Annotated in this window: 17 protein-coding genes and 1 tRNA gene; 7 read left to right on the plus strand and 11 right to left on the minus strand. The window is 63.6% G+C overall.

Features of this window, described 5'->3' with window-relative positions:
- Positions 1 to 11 precede the first annotated feature (11 nt).
- From OEZ49_RS03105 to OEZ49_RS03115, 3 genes are all read right to left on the minus strand, one after another.
- Positions 12 to 88: transfer RNA gene (locus tag OEZ49_RS03105), tRNA-Arg, on the minus strand.
- A 35-nt stretch (positions 89 to 123) separates the two neighbouring features.
- Positions 124 to 600: a GNAT family N-acetyltransferase gene (locus OEZ49_RS03110; protein WP_263386953.1), complete on the minus strand. Its 477-nt coding sequence runs from the start codon at positions 598 to 600 to the stop codon at positions 124 to 126.
- Between the two features lie 7 nt (positions 601 to 607).
- Positions 608 to 919 carry an ETC complex I subunit gene (locus tag OEZ49_RS03115; RefSeq protein ID WP_164132762.1) on the minus strand — a complete coding sequence of 104 codons (312 nt, stop codon included), beginning with the start codon at positions 917 to 919 and terminating at the stop codon, positions 608 to 610.
- Positions 920 to 1,078: 159 nt separating this feature from the next.
- Here OEZ49_RS03115 and OEZ49_RS03120 point away from each other — a divergent pair, with 159 nt between their 5' ends.
- Entirely contained in the window at positions 1,079 to 2,845 is a 1,767-nt protein-coding gene (locus tag OEZ49_RS03120; protein WP_263386954.1) for an adenylate/guanylate cyclase domain-containing protein, read from the plus strand.
- A gap of 120 nt (positions 2,846 to 2,965) precedes the next feature.
- On the opposite strand, the gene OEZ49_RS03125 is transcribed toward OEZ49_RS03120, so the two are convergent.
- The 3 genes from OEZ49_RS03125 to OEZ49_RS03135 form a co-directional block, all read right to left on the minus strand.
- Positions 2,966 to 3,172 carry a cold-shock protein gene (locus OEZ49_RS03125; RefSeq protein ID WP_263386955.1) on the minus strand — a complete coding sequence of 69 codons (207 nt, stop codon included), beginning with the start codon at positions 3,170 to 3,172 and terminating at the stop codon, positions 2,966 to 2,968.
- Between the two features lie 233 nt (positions 3,173 to 3,405).
- Positions 3,406 to 5,088 (minus strand): adenylate/guanylate cyclase domain-containing protein, encoded by a 1,683-nt coding sequence (locus OEZ49_RS03130; protein WP_263386956.1) that lies wholly within the window; start codon positions 5,086 to 5,088, stop codon positions 3,406 to 3,408.
- 27 nt (positions 5,089 to 5,115) lie between these two features.
- On the minus strand, positions 5,116 to 5,811 hold the full coding sequence (locus OEZ49_RS03135) for a glutathione S-transferase family protein (RefSeq protein WP_263386957.1): 696 nt from the start codon (positions 5,809 to 5,811) through the stop codon (positions 5,116 to 5,118).
- Between the two features lie 85 nt (positions 5,812 to 5,896).
- Here OEZ49_RS03135 and OEZ49_RS03140 point away from each other — a divergent pair, with 85 nt between their 5' ends.
- Both OEZ49_RS03140 and OEZ49_RS03145 read left to right on the plus strand, forming a co-directional pair.
- Complete coding sequence (locus OEZ49_RS03140) at positions 5,897 to 6,388, plus strand: MarR family winged helix-turn-helix transcriptional regulator (protein WP_263386958.1); 492 nt, start codon at positions 5,897 to 5,899, stop codon at positions 6,386 to 6,388.
- A gap of 43 nt (positions 6,389 to 6,431) precedes the next feature.
- Entirely contained in the window at positions 6,432 to 7,817 is a 1,386-nt protein-coding gene (locus OEZ49_RS03145) for an alpha/beta fold hydrolase (RefSeq protein WP_263386959.1), read from the plus strand.
- A gap of 27 nt (positions 7,818 to 7,844) precedes the next feature.
- Here the strand turns inward: OEZ49_RS03145 and OEZ49_RS03150 are convergent, their stop codons facing one another.
- On the minus strand, positions 7,845 to 9,200 hold the full coding sequence (locus tag OEZ49_RS03150; RefSeq protein WP_263386960.1) for an adenylate/guanylate cyclase domain-containing protein: 1,356 nt from the start codon (positions 9,198 to 9,200) through the stop codon (positions 7,845 to 7,847).
- 182 nt (positions 9,201 to 9,382) lie between these two features.
- Between OEZ49_RS03150 and uvrB the strand changes: the two genes are divergently transcribed.
- Together uvrB and OEZ49_RS03160 are read left to right on the plus strand one after the other, a co-directional pair.
- Positions 9,383 to 11,581, plus strand: coding sequence for an excinuclease ABC subunit UvrB (uvrB, locus tag OEZ49_RS03155; protein ID WP_317853157.1), 2,199 nt, complete (start codon positions 9,383 to 9,385; stop codon positions 11,579 to 11,581).
- Positions 11,582 to 11,652: 71 nt separating this feature from the next.
- A complete protein-coding gene (locus tag OEZ49_RS03160) occupies positions 11,653 to 12,501 on the plus strand; it encodes a hypothetical protein (RefSeq protein WP_263386961.1) in 849 nt (282 codons plus the stop codon).
- A 152-nt stretch (positions 12,502 to 12,653) separates the two neighbouring features.
- Here the strand turns inward: OEZ49_RS03160 and OEZ49_RS03165 are convergent, their stop codons facing one another.
- Positions 12,654 to 13,187: an REP-associated tyrosine transposase gene (locus tag OEZ49_RS03165; RefSeq protein WP_263386962.1), complete on the minus strand. Its 534-nt coding sequence runs from the start codon at positions 13,185 to 13,187 to the stop codon at positions 12,654 to 12,656.
- 353 nt (positions 13,188 to 13,540) lie between these two features.
- Here OEZ49_RS03165 and OEZ49_RS03170 point away from each other — a divergent pair, with 353 nt between their 5' ends.
- Both OEZ49_RS03170 and glpD read left to right on the plus strand, forming a co-directional pair.
- Positions 13,541 to 14,314, plus strand: a complete 774-nt coding sequence (locus OEZ49_RS03170; RefSeq protein ID WP_263386963.1) for a DeoR/GlpR family DNA-binding transcription regulator — start codon at positions 13,541 to 13,543, stop codon at positions 14,312 to 14,314.
- Entirely contained in the window at positions 14,307 to 15,890 is a 1,584-nt protein-coding gene (glpD, locus tag OEZ49_RS03175) for a glycerol-3-phosphate dehydrogenase (protein WP_263386964.1), read from the plus strand. The genes OEZ49_RS03170 and glpD overlap by 8 nt, the downstream gene beginning before the upstream one ends.
- Here the strand turns inward: glpD and OEZ49_RS03180 are convergent.
- The 3 genes from OEZ49_RS03180 to OEZ49_RS03190 form a co-directional block, all read right to left on the minus strand.
- Complete coding sequence (locus OEZ49_RS03180; RefSeq protein ID WP_263386965.1) at positions 15,879 to 16,856, minus strand: alpha/beta fold hydrolase; 978 nt, start codon at positions 16,854 to 16,856, stop codon at positions 15,879 to 15,881. The two genes, glpD and OEZ49_RS03180, sit on opposite strands and share 12 nt — an antisense overlap.
- A gap of 13 nt (positions 16,857 to 16,869) precedes the next feature.
- Complete coding sequence (locus OEZ49_RS03185) at positions 16,870 to 18,339, minus strand: flavin-containing monooxygenase (RefSeq protein WP_263386966.1); 1,470 nt, start codon at positions 18,337 to 18,339, stop codon at positions 16,870 to 16,872.
- Positions 18,340 to 18,413: 74 nt separating this feature from the next.
- Complete coding sequence (locus tag OEZ49_RS03190; RefSeq protein ID WP_263386967.1) at positions 18,414 to 19,214, minus strand: PaaX family transcriptional regulator C-terminal domain-containing protein; 801 nt, start codon at positions 19,212 to 19,214, stop codon at positions 18,414 to 18,416.
- Positions 19,215 to 19,216 lie beyond the last annotated feature (2 nt).

The raw sequence follows: 19,216 nt of genomic DNA on the forward strand, positions 1-19,216 counted from the left end.
GACAAGGATGATGGCGATCCCACGAGGACTCGAACCCCGAACCTGCTGATTAGAAGTCAGCTGCTCTATCCAGTTGAGCTATGGGACCGCTTGGCGCCTGTTATGCCACGCGCGGGGCGGGGGTCAAGCGGCGGTGCGCAGGTCCAGGTGCATGAATGTGGACCACGGATCTTCGGCATAGTCGTCGAACGGGCCGCATTCCACGAAACCGTAGCGCTCATAAAGGGTGCGGGCAGGCCGGAAATCCTCGGTTGAGCCTGTTTCCAGATAGACCCCCCGGGCGCCTTGCGCGCGGGCATGGTCCAGCAGAAACTCCAGCATGGCGCGGCCCGCGCCGGTGCCGCGCGCCTCGGCCAACGTATGCATCGATTTCAGCTCCATCGCGCCATCGGGCAGGGTTCTGAGCGCACCCATGCCCACCGGCACGCCGCCGTCGCGGATCAGGAAAAACGCCACATCCGGCGTGTCCAGCCCGCCGCCGTCCAGCACGTGACAGCTCTCCTCGGGCGATTGCGCGGCCATCAGCGCCACGTGGCGCGCGATCAGCGCCGCCGCCTCGGGACGGGCCGGGCTGGTCCGTTCGATCAGGAACTCCGGCAAGATGGCCTCAATGGGTCCAGGGGCCGCGCCGGTCGGTGGCGAAATTCTCGCCATAGCCGCGCGCGCGCAGGTTGGGCTTGCGCTTGTGCGGTTCGGTGACCACGGCGTCAATCCCGTGCGACTTGGCATAATCCAGCGCCGCTTCCTTGCTGTCGAACCGCAGCCGGACCTGGGTCTGGGTGTCATCGGACGAGGTCCAGCCCATCAGCGGATCGACTTCGCGCGCCGAGCCTTGGGCGTATTCCAGAACCCATTGGCGGGTCTTGGCCATGCCCGAGGTCATGGCATTCCGGGCGGGCTGGTAGATCCGTGCGCGCATCGCTGTCTCCGTCGTGTTCGGCTGGTCTCTATATGCGCGGATCGGCGGGATCGGGCAAGACCGTTTTCCGCGACCGGTCGTCGCCCGGCGGCGCAGATTTGACGCCCGTCGCGCCACAGCCTGCTGGACCGGCGGGATGAACTGCCCTACCAATCGAATATGGGCAACGAACAGATATCGCGGCGCCTTTCAGCCATACTGGCCGCTGACATCGTCGGGTATTCCCGCCTGATGGCCGAGGACGAGGCCAGAACGCTCAGCGCGCTGAACCGGCACCGGCGTGAGGTGTTCGACCCCTGCGTGTCCCGTAACAATGGCCGCATCGTCAAGCTGATGGGCGACGGTGCGCTTGTCGAGTTCCTGAGCGTGTCCAATGCGGTGCAATGCGCCACCGAAATCCAGGAAACCATGGCCGGGCTGGACGACGCCGGGGGTATCGCCCTCAGGATCGGGGTCAACCTCGGCGACGTCATCCTTCAGGATGACGACATCTTTGGCGATGGCGTGAACGTCGCCAGCCGGCTGGAGCAGCTGGCGCAACCGGGCGGCGTTTGCGTTTCTTCGGTGGTGCGGGAAAGCGTGGGCAGCCGACTTGGGATCGCGTTTCAGGACGGTGGGCAGGTCTCGGTCAAGAACATCGACCGCGCCTTGCGTGTCTATCACTGGCATCCGCAGGATGCCCCGCCGCCGCCAAAGGGAACGGTAAAACCCGAAAAACCGCACGACCCCGCCTATGCCATCGCCGTTCTGCCGCTGGACAACATGTCGGGCGATCCCGAGCAGGAGTATTTCTCGGACGGGATTAGCGAGGATATCATCACCGACCTGTCCAAGGTGTCGGGCCTGACCGTGATCGCCCGCAATTCCAGCTTTGCCTACAAGGGTAGGTCCATCGACCTGCGGGTGGTCGGGCGCGAGCTGGGTGTCACCCATGTTCTCGAAGGTAGTGTCAGGCGCGCGGGCCAGCGCGTGCGCATCACCGCCCAGCTGATCGACGCCGCCAACGGCAGCCATGTCTGGGCGGACCGCTACGACCGGGACCTGACCGACATCTTCGCGGTGCAGGACGAGGTGACGCTGGAAATCGTCAAGGCGCTCAAGGTCTCGCTGTCGTCTCGCGAACGAGCGAATATCGCCGATGTCGGCACCTCGAACATCGACGCACACGAAGACTACATGCGCATGCGCGGCTTCCTGTTCTTCCCCGGCATGAATGCCGAAGGCTGGCGCAAGGCTGTCGCCTATGGAGAGCGCGCCATCGCCCGCGACCCCGGCTATGCCGACGCTTATGGCATGCTGGCCCTTATGCACCTGCTGGACTTCCACAATCGCTGGTCCGGCGCGCCCTCGGAAGAGGCGATGCAAAAGGCGGATACCCTGGTCCGGCGCAGCCTGGAGCTTGGCCCCGACAATATCTGGTCCAACAACGCCTATGCCGCCATTGCCCGCTGGCAGGGCAAGCTGGACGAAGCCTTGCAGGCGCTCGACACCGCGATGGCCACAAGCGCGGATTACGCGTTGGGCTGGTTCACTCGGGGCGAGATCGAGATTGCCCAGGGCAAGCTGGACGATGCGATCGAACACCTGGAACGCGCGATCCGGCTGGATCCGTCGTTCCGGCACCAGTTCATGCAATTCCTTGCCATGGCCCATTTCCTCAAGGGCAGTTTCGAGACCGCAGCACTGTTTCTGAGAGAGCGGGTCTTTCTGGTCAAGGATACCGATATCGGGCGCGCCTGGCTGGCCTCGGCGCTGGGGCATCTGGGCGAGGGGGCCGAGGCCTGCCGCATCTGGCAGGAGATGCTGGAGATCAACCCGACATTCGACATTCGGACCAGGCTGGCCCGGCTGACCCTGACCGATCCCGCACACGAGCAGTTGGTCTTGCAGGGTCTCGAAAAGGCGGGCCTTTCGATCACCGTCTAGGCTCCGACCCGCCGCCGCCCAGACCAACCACAAAAAAAGCCCCCGCATGCGGGGGCTTTCGGAATAGTCGCCAAGAACCGGCGGCGCGCCGTGGCGCGCCCGCACGGTGCCTGCGCTGGCTTATGCCAGTTGCAGGTTGGTCGCGCTCTCGCGGCCATCACGGCTCGATTCCAGATCGAAGGTCACTTTCTGACCGTCATCCAGCGAACGGATGCCTGCGCGCTCCAGCGCGGTGATGTGGACGAAAACGTCCTTGCTGCCGCCATCGGGCGCGATAAAGCCGAAGCCTTTGGTGGTGTTAAACCATTTCACGGTGCCAGTAGCCATCGTGAGATCTCCTATATGTTTCGCTGCCCGCAACATGCGGCAACCCGGCCAGTCAGTTCGAAATCGAGGGACTGTGGCCGAAGAGGAGAACAGTATGTCGAGATAGAAAGCAGTAGCCCAATAGACATGGGCCTTTGCGGCCCGTAAATCAAGGAAAATCGCCGGAAACTCAAAATATTACTTGGGAAATTGCCGAGATCCCGCGGTTTCGCCCTGTTGGCAGCGTTCCTGGATCAGGTTTCGATCCCGTCCAGTTGGCCCTGTGGGCTGCGGACCGCGCTCGCCAACGCCTCGGCCAGATGTTGGTGTGACGCTGGCAGAACCGGACAGCGCGAACAGATATTGGGCTGGGGCGCAAGGCTCGCCGCCCGCTGCAATGCGTCCCTGGCTGCGTCCTCTTCGCCCGCGGCCCGCAGCGCTTGGCCGCGCAAGACATGCATCGCCCGGTCCTTGGGCCGAGTGTCGGCTGCCAGTCGCGCGTCTTCTGCGGCCAGATCGTAGCGTCCGCCACAGTAATAGGCTGCCGCCCGAAGAAAGCGCCGATAGGGAATCATCGGGTTGTGAACCTGCCGTTGCAACAACAGTCCGTACTTTTCCGCGGCCTTGTCAAAATCGCCTTCGACCATCAGGATATGCGCCTCCAACTCGTGGTTCTCGGAATAGGCCGGGTTCAGGTCGCGACTGCGATGCAGATCGGCCCGGGCGCCTGCCGCATCGGACAGGCAATTGATCCGATAGAGACCGCGGGTCCAGAATACATAGTCGCTCCCCGGGTTCTGTTCGATCGCGGTATCAAGGTCGTCGGCCAGCTGCGCCAGCAGATCCGGGGGCAAGCCCCTGTAGCGCGCGGCATGTGTCATGATCTCGGCCTCGGCGCGCATCGCCAGGGACACGCCGTCGCGCGGGTTCATCCGGATCGCGCGTTTCATCAGCCGCAAACCGTCGATCCAGTCCTCGTAAGTTAGCCGGTAATAGGCATTGGCCGCCCGCGCCCTCAGTTCCGAGACGCTCAGCTCCTCTTCCGGGATATGGGCCAGGCGGTCACCGTCAAAAGCGTTGGTCTGGATGCGCAGATCGGCCTCGGCGCGTTCCAGCACCACGTCGCAGAAATCGAAAATGTCCACCGTTTCGCGGTCATAGCTTTCGGACCAGACCGGCCGGCCTTCGGAACGCAGGACCAGTGACAGGCTCAGCCGTCCGCGCCCGCCCGCGACACGCAGCCTGCTGCGCAGGTCATAGGTGGCGTTCTCGACAGGCCGGTTCGCGGCGTCCAGCACGACGATACCCTGCCGCCGGGACAGGCGGATCACCAGCTGATCGTGCAGGTCGCCCGCCAGTGCTGCGGTTTCGGCATCCAGCGGGGCGTATTCGATGGCGGCGACCGCGATAGATGTGACCTCGTCCGGAACGGCCTTGCGCTTGTGCTTTGGGCGCCACTGATACAGCCGCACCGGCTGGGCGATGTTCTTCAGCCGGAACATCCCCGCATCCCTGAGTTCCCCCGCCAGAGGACCGGACAATTGCCGGAACAGGTCCTCCGACACCATCAAACCGCCGGGGGGTGCCTCTGCCTCGATCCGCTGCGCGATGTTAAGCCCCGACCCATAGAAATCCTCGCCGTCCGACACGATCTCGCCGATATGCGCGCCGATACGCAGCTTCAGCTCGGTTTCGGTCTGAAGCTTCGCCTGAAGGCTCATGGCGCAATCCACGCAGGCCGATACGCTGGTAAAGGAAATGATCCAGCCATCGCCAAGGCGTTTCAGAACGCGGCCCGCATGAGCGCCGGCCGCGGGTTCCAACATATCCAACCGCAGGCTGCGAACCGCGTCGATGGTCTGGTCCTGGTCTGCTTCCATCATCGCGGAGTAGCCGACAATGTCGGCAAACATCAGGACGGCAAGCTGGCTGTGCATCGGCGCTCCCTGTTGTGTGGTTCAAGTCTATGGGATCGTGGCCTCCTGTAAAGCTTTCCCGTCCATGGACCGCGCCAGCTCGCCCAGATGAGAGGAACGTGCACGCAGGAACGCCAGCAGCCGAGCCGGATAGCCCTCGGGCGGGGCGTCGCGGACCGACGGGCGCGCCGCCACCGCCGCGCGCCACCGCGCCATGCCCTCGTCCTCGGGCATCAGGTCGAACGTGCCCAGCGTCTCGAACGTGTCGAGATAGCGGAACACCGTGCCCCAGACCCCGTCGATCATGTGAAAGGCCGACCCGGCAAAGAACGGGCCTTGCACCTCGGGCGCGACCCGCGCCAGCCGGCCGCGCAGGGCCTGCCTGCGCGCCTCAAAGGTCACGGCATCGGGGGCGTTATAGAACCCCGCGATCTCGGCGAGCGTGGCCGAGGCATATTCGATCCACGCCCGGTGCCGCGCCTTTTCCAGCGGGTCGTCGGGATGCAGCGAGCCGGGGGTGATCTCGTCGAGGTATTCGGCGATCACCTGGCTTTCAAACAGCACCCTGCCGCCGGTCTCCAGCACCGGCACCCGGCCCAGCGGCGACAAGGCGCGGAACCAGTCGGGCTTGTCCGACAGGTCGATATAGCTGCGTTTGTGGGGGATGCCCTTTTCGCTCAGCACGATCACCGCGCGCTGCACATAGGGGCACAGGTGATGGCTGATCAGATGCAGGTCGGTCATGGGATCCTCATGTGGATGCAGTTGCATCTACATGATTTGGGCATTCCCGCTTGAAAGTCAATGCACATGCATTTACCTTCCCCGCATGAGCAGACCCACCCCCGATCCCTTTGCCGTCTGGCTGCCGCTCGCCCGTGCGCACAAGGCCATTCTGACCCATGTCGAGGCGGCGCTGAAATCGGCGGGCCTGCCGGGGCTCGACCGTTACGACATCCTGTGGGAGCTGGAACAGGCCGGGCCCGATGGCCTGCGCCCCTTCGAGTTGCAGGGTCGGCTGCTGCTGCCGCAATACGGCGTGTCGCGGCTGGTCGACCGGCTGGCCCGCGCCGGGCACCTGACCCGCAGCGCCTGTGACGGGGACGGGCGCGGGCAGGTTCTGGTGCTGACGCCCGAAGGCGCGCGGGTGCGCGCCGCCATGTGGGCGGTCTATGCCGCCGCCATGCACGAGGCCATCGGCGATCACCTTGCCCCGGGCGAGGCGCGCCGCCTGGCGGAACTGCTGAGCAAGCTCACCCGCCCCAGCGACGCGTCCGAGCCGCACCAAGACACTGGACAGACAGGCCAATCCGCGCCCTAATCCGAATTGGCGCAAGGGGGCGCCGGACCGGGGACCCGCCAGCATGGCAAGACAGATAGCGGCCATACTCTCGCTTGACGTGGTGGGCTTCACCGCCCGCATGGCATCGAATCCGGACACCACAATGGCCGAGCTGAACCAGATCTTCGAGCAGGTCATTCGCCCCTGTGTGAAGATCGGCAACGGCCGCATCTTCAAGCTGATGGGCGATGGCGCGCTGGTGCGCTTCGACACCGCGACCGAGGCGATTGCCACCGCCCACGCGATCCAGAAAGGGATGCTGGGCAAGCCGGTGCAACTGCGCGCCGGGGTGCATGTGGGCGACGTCACCATCAATGGCGAGGATGTGTTCGGTGACGCGGTCAACATCGCCGCGCGGCTTCAGGCGGCCGCCCCGCCCGGTGGCTGCCTCATCAGCCGCGTGACCCGACAGATCGCGGGCGGCACCGTCGGCATTCCCCTGAAAGCCGAAGGCACGATGACCCTGAAAGGGCTCTCTGCCCCGCTCGAAGTCCTCTCGCTCGACCTGTCGGGCGCAGATGACCAAGCCGAACGCGCGCGCCAATCCGCGCGGCAAGTGATCCGCTTTGCCACCTCGCAGGACGGCACCCGCATCGCCTGGACCGAAACCGGCAAGGGCCGGACAGTGGTCAAGGCGCCCAACTGGGTCCAGCATCTGGAATACGACTGGACGCAGAACCCGATGAACGGCTGGTTGCCGCATCTCAGTCACCACTATCGGCTGATCCGCTGCGACGGGCGTAACAACGGCCTGTCCGACAGGGGGGGCGCCGATGTCTCGCCCGATCGGTTCGTTGATGACCTCGCGGCACTGTTCGACGCGGCGGGGGTCGCGCGGGCGCCTGTCTTTGGCATCTCCTTCGGCGCCGCTGTCGCCGCCGCCTATGCCGCGCGGTATCCCGACCGGGTCTCGGGCCTGATCCTGATGAGCGGTTTCGTACAGGGACCGGGCAAACGCAACCGGCCGCAGGATCAGGCACTGGGGCAGGCGATGAGAGAGCTTGTGCGCGACAACTGGGACGATGGCTATCCCTCGGGTAGGCACCTCTTTGCCCAGGCGTTCTTTCCCGAATCCAGCCCACAGGATCAGGACAGCTATGCCCAGTTCATCAAGATGGCGATGACCCATCAGGATTACCTGCGCATCGGCGAATGCGTCGACGTGGTGGATATCGAGCCGCTCTTGCCCGACATCCGCTGCCCGGCGCTGGTGCTGCATTCCGACCGCGAGCGGATGCATTTCAAGGATCAGGGTCAGCGCCTGGCCGCCGGTATCCGCAACGCGCGTTTTGTCAGCCTCGACACCGCCAACAACACCATGCCCGATTACGACCCGGAATGGCCCAAGGCGCTGCGCGAGATCGAGGATTTTCTTGCCACCATTCCCGACGATCAGGGCACCGGCTGACACCGGAACCGCCAAAGGCACGTGGTGTCATTCCGGGTCAGTCGCCGCCCGATCCGGATCGCCCAGCCGGGCCAGCCGCCATTGCCCTGGCACACCTTTCAAATCCCGGATCCCGATGTCGTCAAAGGCCAACCTGGAACCGGCCATCAGATCGCACATGGTGGAAGAGATCAGCGTCTCTCCGGCCCCGGCCGCCTCCATGATCCGGGCGGCAATCACAACGCCCAGCCCGGTCACATCCGCTTGGCCATGCCGCAGACACTCGCCGGTATGCGCGCCCGCGCGCAGCGTCAGGCCGAGCCGCGCGGCCTCGGCGTGCATGTCCCGGGCGCAGGCGATCGCCCGGCTGGGTCCGGCAAAGGTGGCCATGAAACCGTCTCCGGTGGATTTGACCAGGTGCCCGGCATGATGCCGAACCGCGCGGGCCGCTGCGGCGTCATGCGCCGCCAGCTTGTCGCGCCAGGCGGCGTCCCCCAGCCGCGCCGCGATTTCGGTGGACCCCACGATATCGCTCATCAGCACGCTCAGCAAAACGCGATCCTCGCCCCCGGTGCGTTCGTCGTCGATGAAATCGCGGATCCAGCCCAGGCATTCATCCTGGTCTCCTGCCCAGATCGCATGGTCCGCGCCGCCGATCTCGATCAGGCGGCTGTCGGGGATATGCTCGGCCAGATATCGCGTCTGCTCGGCCGGTGTCGTTCGGTCGCCCGGCCTGCGAAAGATCAGCGCGGGGCAGGCGATCGAGGGCAGCACGGCGCGCACGTCCAGCTCGTACCAGATCCTGGCATAGGCGGCGGCCGACGAGGGGCTGGCCGCATGGATCAGCATCCGCGCGTACCACTCCTCCTCCTCCGGAATGCCCGCCAGGCTCGGCGCCTGTTCGCCCAGATGGTCCGGCTTGCCCCAGTTTTCGACCAGATGCGTGGCAAAGGCTTCGAATTCGGCCCGGCGCATTCCCGTCGGCCAGTCGGGTTTCCAGGCATTGCAGGGCCTGCAATCCAGCAGGATGATCGAACGCACCCGTTCCGGATAGCAGGCGGCGAACATTGCCGTCACATGGCCGCCTTCGGAATGCCCAAGGATCGTGGCCCGCTGCGACCCTGCCGCATCCATAACCGCGCGGATATCCTCGGCGCGCTCTTCCAGCGTCGGCGCTCCGGTTTCGCGATCCGACAGCCCGGTGCCCCGCTTGTCGAACAGGATCAGGCGCGAAAAGGAAGCGAGCGTTTCCAGTAACCGGCGATAGGCGGGATGTTCCCAGATGATATCGATGTTGTGCAGCCAGCCGCTGGCATAGACCAGATCGACCGGACCCTCGCCAACCACCTGATAGGCCAGCCAGACATCGCCAGCCTTGGTATATCGCGTCTTTGGCCGCTGCATGTGCGCCTCTTCCCTTTTTGCATGGCGGGACCGTAAGCGTGAAACAACTGTCGCATGGAACAGTGCACCGGCTCAAGGTGGCAGGCAGCGGCGCCTGATGCCAGTTTCCGACATCAGCCGGTCGTGCCCTCTTGAACCGGAACAAAAACAGACCAAGATCGGGGGCGAAAGGAATCCCCCCGATGCCCTATGCCCATTCCGACAAGTCCGAGGCGCTGATGCATGCCCCCGCGCCCGAGGTAAAGGCGCGCCCCAAGCTCGAAGGCGGCCGCCGCTTTGTCATGCAGACCGAGTTCCAGCCGGCCGGCGACCAGCCCACCGCCATCGCGGAACTCTCGCAGGGCGTCAACGAGGGTGAGCGCAACCAGGTCCTCTTGGGCGCCACCGGTACGGGCAAGACCTTCACCATGGCCAAGGTGATCGAGGAGACCCAGCGCCCCGCCATCATCCTTGCCCCCAACAAGACGCTGGCGGCGCAGTTGTATGGCGAATTCAAGGGCTTCTTCCCCGATAACGCGGTCGAATACTTCGTCAGCTATTACGACTATTACCAGCCCGAGGCCTATGTGGCGCGCTCGGACACCTACATAGAAAAGGAAAGCCAGATCAACGAGCAGATCGACCGCATGCGCCACTCGGCCACGCGCGCTCTGCTCGAACGCGACGATGTGATCATCGTCGCCTCGGTGTCCTGCATCTACGGTATCGGCTCGGTCGAGACCTATGGCGCCATGACCCAGGACCTCAAGGTTGGCGGCAATTACGACCAGCGCCACATCATCGCCGATCTGGTGAGCCAGCAATACCGCCGCAACGATCAGGCGTTCCAGCGTGGCAGCTTCCGCGTGCGTGGCGACAGCCTGGAGATCTGGCCCGCCCACCTCGAAGACCGCGCCTGGAAACTCTCCTTCTTCGGCGAGGAGCTGGAGGCGATCACCGAGTTCGACCCCCTCACTGGCCAGAAAACCGACACGTTCGACCAGATCCGCGTCTACGCCAACTCGCACTACGTCACGCCGAAACCGACGATGCAGCAGGCCATCATCGGCATCAAGAAAGAGCTGCGCCAGCGGCTGGACCAGCTGGTGGGCGAGGGCAAGCTCCTGGAGGCGCAACGCCTCGAACAGCGAACCAATTTCGATCTGGAAATGCTCGAGGCCACCGGCGTCTGCAACGGGATCGAGAACTATTCGCGCTACCTCACCGGCCGCGCGCCCGGCGAACCGCCGCCGACACTGTTCGAATTCATCCCCGACCATGCCATCGTCTTTGCCGACGAATCCCACGTCTCCGTGCCGCAGATCGGCGGCATGTACCGGGGCGACTACCGGCGCAAGTTCACGCTGGCCGAACACGGCTTCCGCCTGCCCAGCTGCATGGACAACCGTCCCCTCAAGTTCGAGGAATGGGATGCCATGCGCCCGCAATCGGTCTTTGTCTCGGCCACGCCCGCGTCCTGGGAGATGGAGCAATCGGGCGGCGTCTTTACCGAACAGGTGATCCGCCCCACCGGCCTACTCGACCCGCAGGTCGAAATCCGCCCCGTCAGCATGCAGGTCGACGACCTGCTGGACGAGGTGCGCCGCGTCGCGGCCCAGGGTTACCGCACCCTTGTCACCACGCTGACCAAACGCATGGCCGAGGATCTGACCGAATATCTGCACGAACAGGGCATCCGCGTCCGCTACATGCATTCCGACATCGACACGATCGAACGGATCGAGATCCTGCGCGACCTGCGCCTGGGCGCCTTTGACGTGCTGGTGGGCATCAACCTGCTGCGCGAGGGGCTGGATATCCCCGAATGCGGCCTCGTCGCCATTCTCGACGCGGACAAGGAAGGCTTCCTGCGCTCGGAAACCTCGCTGATCCAGACCATCGGCCGCGCCGCCCGCAACGCCGATGGCCGCGTCATCATGTATGCCGACCGCATCACCGGCAGCATGGAACGCGCGCTGGCCGAAACCGACCGCCGCCGCGCCAAGCAGATCGCCTATAACGAGGAACACGGGATCACCCCCGCCACGGTGAAGAAGAATGTCGAGGACGTGCTGGCCGGGCTCTACAAGGGCGACACCGACATGTCCCGCGTGACGGCCAAGATCGACAAACCGCTGCATGGCGGCAATCTCGAGGCGGTGCTGGACGGTCTGCGCAGCGACATGCGCAAGGCCGCCGAGAACCTCGAATTCGAAGAGGCCGCGCGGTTGCGCGACGAGATCAAGCGTCTGGAAGCGGTCGATCTGGCGGTGTCAGACGACCCCATGGCCCGGCAATGGGCGGTCGAGAAGGCATCAGAGGAGGCGGTCCGGTCCAAGGGACGGAGTACGGCGGGCAGGCCGGGGCAGCGGGGCGGGAATGTGAAGAGGCGGGGGCGGTGAGTGTCAGGAGGAGTGTAGTAGAACGCATTCGAAAAGGAACATACAACGACGGAGATTGCCAAGCGTATTTGGTGGGCAAGCGCGATAGTGCCGTTGGGTTTGCGCGAGAAGTAGGAGACTTTATAGCCCACCCCAAACGCAACCGCGGCACCACATACGATTTGGCGACGAGGATATTCAGCCAGTGCGCCTTCTTCTATTTTTTTAAAAGTGACAATCCCATCAACAAGCCATTTCTGGGACCAATTGGGCCTTGTCCGTGGTGGTTCAAACCCTGGCTCATATCGCAGCCTGACATGTTTTCAGACCATGACCTGAATTCAGCACTGGGCTACTCCAGAAAGGAGCTTAAGAAAAAGGTAAAAAGCTGGTTCGCCGATCCAAATGATAAGTACCCAGAGTGGGTCCAGTGCGTTGATGAAGCTTTCTTTTTTCGAGTCGTCACAAAACTGTCGACTTTGTTGGGGGGAAAGGCAGTTTTTTCCATCGAAGAAGCTTGGCAGAGTATAGAGACTTTGTTTGAAAGTGATAGGATCAACAGTTCCATCGAAGACTTTATGGTTTGCATCGCAGTTGTTCTGTCAAAAACAGAAGTCGAGTTACCGAAAGAGGCGCGCGGCTCGGTGGACTTGTCAGTAACTCCTTATTGTTGTTGGCCTGCCGAACCGAAGCAAAAAGAAAATCTTGGAAGAAAGATGTTTTTCACCTCTCCATTCGGAACCCTGCAAGCTGGAGTAACAGTGACGTCACACGATTTGCCTTTCAGTATCGGAACGGTGCTTATTGACTTTGAAATAGACACTCGGTCGTATTTTGATAATGACACCTCTAAAGTCGATGAGCATGGACGCGTTGTTTTCTACACCACAAAAGAGTTGGCTTTTGATGCAAGGCGAATCCCGCAAGTGCATTCCATTTGAGCATTTTTGGAGTTGCAGCAAGCGTAGGGTGGGCAGTCCTGCCCACCATCCCACCATCGAATACTACCTCCACCCGCTGCATGGGTGGGCAAACTGCCCACCCTACGGTGCCACTCAACCAACGCGCCGGTGGGCAAACTGCCCACCCTACGTTACTCGCCGAACCTGCCTTCGGTCGGGGGACCAACCCATTGCGCATCGACCCGGCCCAACCGGATGTCGCGGTGGATCGTTGAAAACGGCCAATCCACCGCCCGCGCCGCAAGCCCGTGTTTGACCGGATTGCCCCAGCAATATTCCACATGGCGCCGGAAATCGTCCTCGTCGCGGATCACATGTTCCCAGAACCGTCTCTGCCAGACCCCGCATTCCCGTTTTGCGCGCTTGCTGACGGACAGGTTTGTAGGGTGGGCAGTTCTGCCCACCGCCCGCGAGAACCGGTGTTTGATCTTGCGCCAGCGTTCCGAAAACGCGCTGTCGCCCGGCGGCAGGGTCCAGACCGCGTGCAGGTGGTCGGGCAGAACGACGAAGGCTTCGCAGACAATCGGTGCCTCGCGGATGGTCAGGGCATAGGCATGGCGCAGGTCGTCGATCCGCTCGATCAAGAGCGTGGACGACCGGTCGGCCAGGGCGAGGGTGAAGAAGTAGCTGGCCCCGGTGGCCCGGGCGCGGCGGTAATTGGGCATGGGATCAGAATCGGGGAAACCGGTTAACCGATGGTTGATGCGACCGGGCGGTGGGCAGAACTGCCCACCCTACGCGAGGTCCAGCCCCTGTACAAAACGGTCAATTGCCCCTCGGGCCCAGGTACAAAACGGTTAATTCGCGGTGCAATCAGGCCTGGCCCCGCTGCGACCGCATGTTGTCACCCGAGTTGGCGAGACTTTCGTTTTGCGGTCCGCACAGGGATTCAAGGCGGCAGAATGGCGAGAATCTGCACAACTTTCTTTCACAATCGCAAAAATCGAAAGAAAAAGAAAGCAAAGTGAGTGACAATCCACTCTTTGCCTGCTAACCCGGTCAGGCAAGGAGACCCGGTATGGATGCGGAAAGTCGACAAGACCAGATTCTCAGTCAACTCAAAGCCAAGGCGCGCCTCAGTGTCGAGGAACTGACCGCCCATTTTGGTGTCAGCAGCCAGACCATCCGCGCCGATCTGCGAGAGCTCCATGGCCGCGGTCTGCTCAAGCGGACCCATGGCGGAGCAGTGCATGTCGACACTGCCTCCAGCCGCGAATACGGCGCGCGGCGCATGTTGAACCTCCGGCAGAAAGAGGCGATGGGCGCGCTGGCTGCGACCCTGATCCCGGACGAAAGCTCGGTCACACTGAACATCGGAACCTCGACGGAACAGGTCGCTCGGGCGCTGTCCGGGCATAGCGGATTGATGGTTTTGTCGAACAATATCAACATTATAAACGCTCTGATCGGAACGCGGCCAAAAGAACTGGTGCTGGTCGGCGGCGCGGTGCGGCAGAGCGACGGCGCCATCGTGGGCGAGGACGCGGTCGAGTTCATCTCGCGCTACAAGGTCGATTTTGCCGTCATCGGCGCCTCGGCCATGGATGCCGATGGGGCGATCCTCGATTTTGATGCGCGCGAGGTTTCGGTCGCCCGCGCGATCCTGCGCAATGCGCGCACCCGGATCCTGGTCTGTGACGGGTCCAAGTTCGACATCGCCGCGCCGATCCGGATCTGCGATGTGGCCGAGCTGGACTATGTGGTGACGGACCGGCCGCCGCCAGAACAGTTCATCGCACGGGCGCGGCAGGGGCAAACGGAAATTCTTGTTGCGGAACAATCGGATGGCTGAAGGTCAGGGCGAAATCTACGATCTGTTTGTGATCGGGGGCGGCATCAACGGCTGCGGCATCGCGCGCGATGCGGCGGGGCGCGGCCTGTCGGTCGGACTGGCCGAGATGAACGATCTGGCCTCGGCCACCTCCTCGGCTTCGACCAAGCTGTTTCATGGCGGGTTGCGGTATCTGGAGTATTTCGAATTCCGCCTGGTGCGCGAGGCGCTGATCGAGCGCGAGGTGCTGCTGCGCGCGATGCCGCATATCAGCTGGCCGATGCGTTTTGTCCTGCCTTATCATCGTGATATGCGGTTCGAGAATGACACGCCCACCTCGCGCCTGTTGTCCGCGATCATGCCCTGGATGAAGGGGCGGCGACCCGCCTGGCTGATCCGTTTGGGACTGTTCATGTACGACCATCTGGGCGGGCGGCAGATCCTGCCGGGGACGCGGACGCTGGACCTGTCCAGCGATCCCGCGGGCACGGCGTTGCAGGAGCGGTTCCAGAAGGCTTATGAATACTCGGATTGCTGGATCCAGGATGCGCGCCTTGTGGTCCTGAACGCCCGCGACGCCGAGGCGCGCGGCGCGCGGATCATGACCCGAACCCGTGTGGTGTCGGCGGAACGCGCCAGCGATCACTGGACCGTCACGCTGGAGGACCGGGCCAGCGGCGACACATTCCAGGTCAAGGCGCGGATGCTGGTCAACGCGGGCGGGCCATGGGTGGGCGACCTGATCCACGGCGCGCTGCGGCTGAATTCCTCTGAAAAGGTCAGGCTGGTGCGCGGCAGTCATATCGTGACCAAGCGGCTGTTCGACCACGACAAATGCTATTTCTTCCAGGGCACCGACGGGCGGATCATCTTCGCCATTCCCTATGAGGAGGATTTCACCCTGATCGGGACCACCGACCAGGAGCACACCGACGCCGACGCGCGGCCGGTCTGCACCGAGGGTGAGCGGGATTACCTGTTGCGCTTCGCCTCGCAGTATTTCAAGCGCCAACTGAGCGTCGAGGATGTCGTTTGGACCTATTCCGGCGTTCGTCCGCTTTATGACGATGGGGCCACCTCGGCCACGGCGGCAACGCGGGACTATGTGCTGAAGGTGGATCGCTCGGGCGGTGCGCCTGTGCTCAACGTCTTTGGCGGCAAGATCACGACATACCGGCGGCTGGCGGAATCGGCGATGGAGAAGATCGCGCCGTTCTTTCCGGGCCTGTCCGGGGACTGGACGGCGGGCAAACCCCTGCCGGGCGGCGATTTTCCGGTCGATGGCGTGACAGATTTGCGCGATCGGTTGCGACAGCAATACCCGTTTCTGACCGAGGCCTGGGCGATGCGGCTGGTACGGACCTATGGCACCGAGGTGGCGTCCGTGCTGGGCGACGCGGTCACCGCCAATGATCTGGGCGAAGCATTCGGCGCCACCATCACGGCGCGCGAGCTTGACTGGGCAATGGACCACGAATGGGTGCGCGGGGCCGAGGATTTCCTGTGGCGACGCACCAAACTGGGCCTGCGGCTGGAGCCCGGGCAGGTTGCGCGCATCGACGCCTATATCACCGGCCGGCTCGGCCTAGCCGCGTAGTGTCGCGGGCACGCGGGTCGAGATCGAGACACCGCGAATGAATTCCTCGCATTCATCAGGCGCGGTGATCGGCAGCATATGGCCGCGTCCCGGCAGCACCTCGCACCGCAGGCCAAATTTCTTCATCGGCACCCCGTGCTGGGTTGGCAGCAGGATCGGGTCTTCGGCGCCGAACAGGATCGCGCCGGGCACATCCAGCTTGGCATAGCGTTTGGCTTGGGCCACGATTGCTGCGTCTGCGGCGACCACATCCTCGGACGCGGTGATGAAGGCCTGCGGTTTCAGACCCAGCGCGCCTCCGGCTCGGTCCAGGAAATCCTCGGGGCAGGCTTCTGGGGCAAACACCTGTTCCAGCGTCTTGTCAGCGGTCCATTTGGCCATCGGCACTGCAATGGTATGGCCGATCAGACGGCGCAGCCATTCGGTGCGCAGCTCCAGCGGCCGGAATACTGGCGGGGTCGACCCCATGTGATGGGTCAGGGGACAGAGAAGCGCCAGCCCGGCCAGCTTGCGCGGCCGGTCGAGCGCCATGGCCAGCGCCACCGCACCGCCCAGCGAATGACCGATCAGTACCGGGTACTCGACACCCTTGGCATCCAGAAAGGCGCCGATCATCCGCGCCTGTTCGGGCAGGGCGGCAAGCGCGGCACTCTCGCGCGTGGAATAGCCGCAGCCGGGCCGGTCGAGTGCGATCACGTGGTGATCCTGTGCCAGCCGATCCACCAGGCTATAGGTGAAATGCTGCAACTGGCCGGAGAGGCCATGGATCATCACCAGCGTCTGTTTCGATGGGTCGCCTGCCTCGACATAGTGGATCGCGCCGCCGTCGACCTGTTCAATCTGTCCCGTCTGCGGGACCAGGGCCGCGCCCATCCGCGTGAGCCTGCGTGTCTGGATCCATCCCAGGACAAGCCCGACGGCAATCGCGGCAAGGATCAGGCAGACGAGCAAAAGCAGGGTGGACATGGTGGCCTCGGGATCAGCTATGCGACGGGGGCGAGGTTAGATACTGTTCGATCCCGGCGCCAGCCATGCGTTTGCGATATTCGCCAACCGTGCCGGGCCACAGTGTGGTGTTGCGGCCGCTGCTGTCCTGATACCACGAGGAACAGCCGCCTGACTGCCAGACCGAGTCTGTCAATCGCTCCTGCATTTCGGCTTCAAACGCGGCCTGTGCCTGTGGTTTCGGCGAGATCGTGGTCAGATGCCGTTTCTGCATGGCATCCAACAGCCGTCCGATATGTTCGACCTGCGCCTCGATCATCAGCACGACGGAGTTGTGGCCCAACCCGGTGTGCGGCCCGAGCAGGACAAAGAAGTTGGGGAAGCCGGCGACCGAAGTGCCCAGATGCGCGGACATGCCATCTGACCAAGCCTCGCGGATGGTCAGCCCGTCAGGTCCGGTGATGTCCAGCCGCTCGGCGGCGTCGGTGACGTGGAACCCGGTGCCCCAGATCAGAACATCGGCGTGAACCCGGGTGCCGTCGGCGGCGATCAGCGTGTCGCCCTCGATCCGCGCCACGCCGTGGGGGATCACCTGGACATTGTCACGGGCCAGGGTCGGGTACCAGTCGTTGGAACTGAGGATGCGTTTGCAGCCGATGCGATAGGGCGGGGTCAGCCTAGCCTGTTCCTCGGGGTCGGGGATGGCATCGGTCAGCGCCTTTTGCCACATGCGCATGGCAAAATCGACGGCCCTCGGCTTGCCGCGAAACACCGCATGGCGGAATTCGAACACCGCATAGATCAGGGCGCGGCGGATACGTGGCAACAGCGGCAGACGAGCATAAAGCCGCCGCACCCAGGGGGCAATTGGCCCATCAGGTCGGGGCAGGACATAGGGTGGTGTGCGCTGAAAGATGCTGACCTGGGCGGCCTTGGGGGCAATCTCGGGCACGAATTGCACTGCCGAGGCGCCGGTGCCGACAACTGCTATCCGCTTGCCTGTCAGTTCGACAGCATGATCCCACTGGGCCGAGTGGAAGGCCGGGCCGGGAAAGCTGTCGGCGCCGGGCAGCATGGGGATGTTCGGTACATGCAGTGCGCCTATGGCCGAGATCAGGAAGCGCGCCGACCAGTTCTGTCCCTCATTGGTTTCGACCTGCCAGCGTGCGCCGTCCCAGCGGGCCGCGCGCAGGGTCTGACCGAAATGACAGAGGTCGTACAGGTTTTCGTCGCGGGCCACCCTTTGCAGATAGGTCTGTATCTCGCCGCCGCCCGCATAGGCGGTGGACCAGCCCGGGTTCGGGTGGCTTGCCATGGAATAAAGATGCGAGGGGACATCACAGGCCACCCCGGGATAGGTGTTCTCGCGCCAGGTGCCGCCGATATCATCGGCCTTTTCCAGTATGTCGATCCGGGCAAGGCCGCGTTTGCGGGCCTCCATCGCCATGATCAGCCCGGAAAACCCCGCCCCGACAATCAAAATGTCCGTTTCGCGCGTTGTCATCCTGTCCGGCCTCCGGTCGTTGCCTTTGTGAAGCCTAGCGGATTCGCGCCGGATGTGGACAGTCTGCCGTAAGGTCAATCCGCCCGGTTCAGATCGGCCAGCCGGGGCAGGGGCAATGTGTCGAGCAGGGCAAAGACCTGGTCACGACAGGCGGGGCCCATCCATCCGGGGGGCTGGAAAACCGTTGGCAGATCGGGATGCCGCAGCGCCACCCGCCGCCACCGGTGGACCAGCAGCGTGCGCAGGGTCGCGATCTGGAGCGGTGACAGGTGCGGCGGCCGGGCCGACGCATTCACCACCGCACAATCCTGATGCAGACTGGCACAGGCCGCGCCCAGTTCTGCGGGATAGAGCCGGGTCTGCATCCAATCGGGAATGGCGCGCGCGGTCACGTCGAACCCGGCCAGATCCTCGCAATCCCCCGGTACAGGACCCGATCCCAATGCGACAAGACGGCCAAGGCCGATATAGGTATCGGTCAGCAGCATCTCGTTCAGGGTTTGCGCGCCGCTGCCATCCTCGGCGATCAGGATGTGCCATTCCTGTGGCACCTCGGGTGCGCGGGTGTAGATCCGGGGCGTGACCCGGTCAGACTGGGTGCGGCCATAATCGGTGAGGAAATGGACCGAAGTACGCCCCTCGCGGTTGCTGTCGATCCATCCGTCCTTGCGCAGGCGGTGCAGCGCGACCCGGATCGCCTCGGGTTTGATCCCCATGGGTATGATGATCCGGGTCAGCGCGCCGCCGGACAGAAGGTCGCCGGGGCGCCGCGCCAGATCGCCGAAGAGCGAAACGATAATGGACCAGACCCTTTGATTCTGGGGATCGGCGAGCCGCAACGCCGCGGTCTCGAACCAGGAAATCTTGTTCGTCATGA

It is taken from the genome of Ruegeria marisflavi (assembly GCF_025673445.1).
GTDB lineage: Bacteria > Pseudomonadota > Alphaproteobacteria > Rhodobacterales > Rhodobacteraceae > Ruegeria_B > Ruegeria_B marisflavi.

Coding starts and splice junctions, on each gene's coding strand:
- OEZ49_RS03115 (WP_164132762.1), bottom strand. CDS start 919: ATGCGCGCACGGATCTACCAGCCCGCCCGGAATGCCATGACCTCGGGC.
- OEZ49_RS03120 (WP_263386954.1), top strand. CDS start 1,079: ATGGGCAACGAACAGATATCGCGGCGCCTTTCAGCCATACTGGCCGCT.
- OEZ49_RS03125 (WP_263386955.1), bottom strand. CDS start 3,172: ATGGCTACTGGCACCGTGAAATGGTTTAACACCACCAAAGGCTTCGGC.
- OEZ49_RS03130 (WP_263386956.1), bottom strand. CDS start 5,088: ATGCACAGCCAGCTTGCCGTCCTGATGTTTGCCGACATTGTCGGCTAC.
- OEZ49_RS03135 (WP_263386957.1), bottom strand. CDS start 5,811: ATGACCGACCTGCATCTGATCAGCCATCACCTGTGCCCCTATGTGCAG.
- OEZ49_RS03140 (WP_263386958.1), top strand. CDS start 5,897: ATGAGCAGACCCACCCCCGATCCCTTTGCCGTCTGGCTGCCGCTCGCC.
- OEZ49_RS03145 (WP_263386959.1), top strand. CDS start 6,432: ATGGCAAGACAGATAGCGGCCATACTCTCGCTTGACGTGGTGGGCTTC.
- OEZ49_RS03150 (WP_263386960.1), bottom strand. CDS start 9,200: ATGCAGCGGCCAAAGACGCGATATACCAAGGCTGGCGATGTCTGGCTG.
- uvrB (WP_317853157.1), top strand. CDS start 9,383: ATGCCCTATGCCCATTCCGACAAGTCCGAGGCGCTGATGCATGCCCCC.
- OEZ49_RS03165 (WP_263386962.1), bottom strand. CDS start 13,187: ATGCCCAATTACCGCCGCGCCCGGGCCACCGGGGCCAGCTACTTCTTC.
- OEZ49_RS03170 (WP_263386963.1), top strand. CDS start 13,541: ATGGATGCGGAAAGTCGACAAGACCAGATTCTCAGTCAACTCAAAGCC.
- glpD (WP_263386964.1), top strand. CDS start 14,307: ATGGCTGAAGGTCAGGGCGAAATCTACGATCTGTTTGTGATCGGGGGC.
- OEZ49_RS03180 (WP_263386965.1), bottom strand. CDS start 16,856: ATGTCCACCCTGCTTTTGCTCGTCTGCCTGATCCTTGCCGCGATTGCC.
- OEZ49_RS03185 (WP_263386966.1), bottom strand. CDS start 18,339: ATGACAACGCGCGAAACGGACATTTTGATTGTCGGGGCGGGGTTTTCC.
- OEZ49_RS03190 (WP_263386967.1), bottom strand. CDS start 19,214: ATGACGAACAAGATTTCCTGGTTCGAGACCGCGGCGTTGCGGCTCGCC.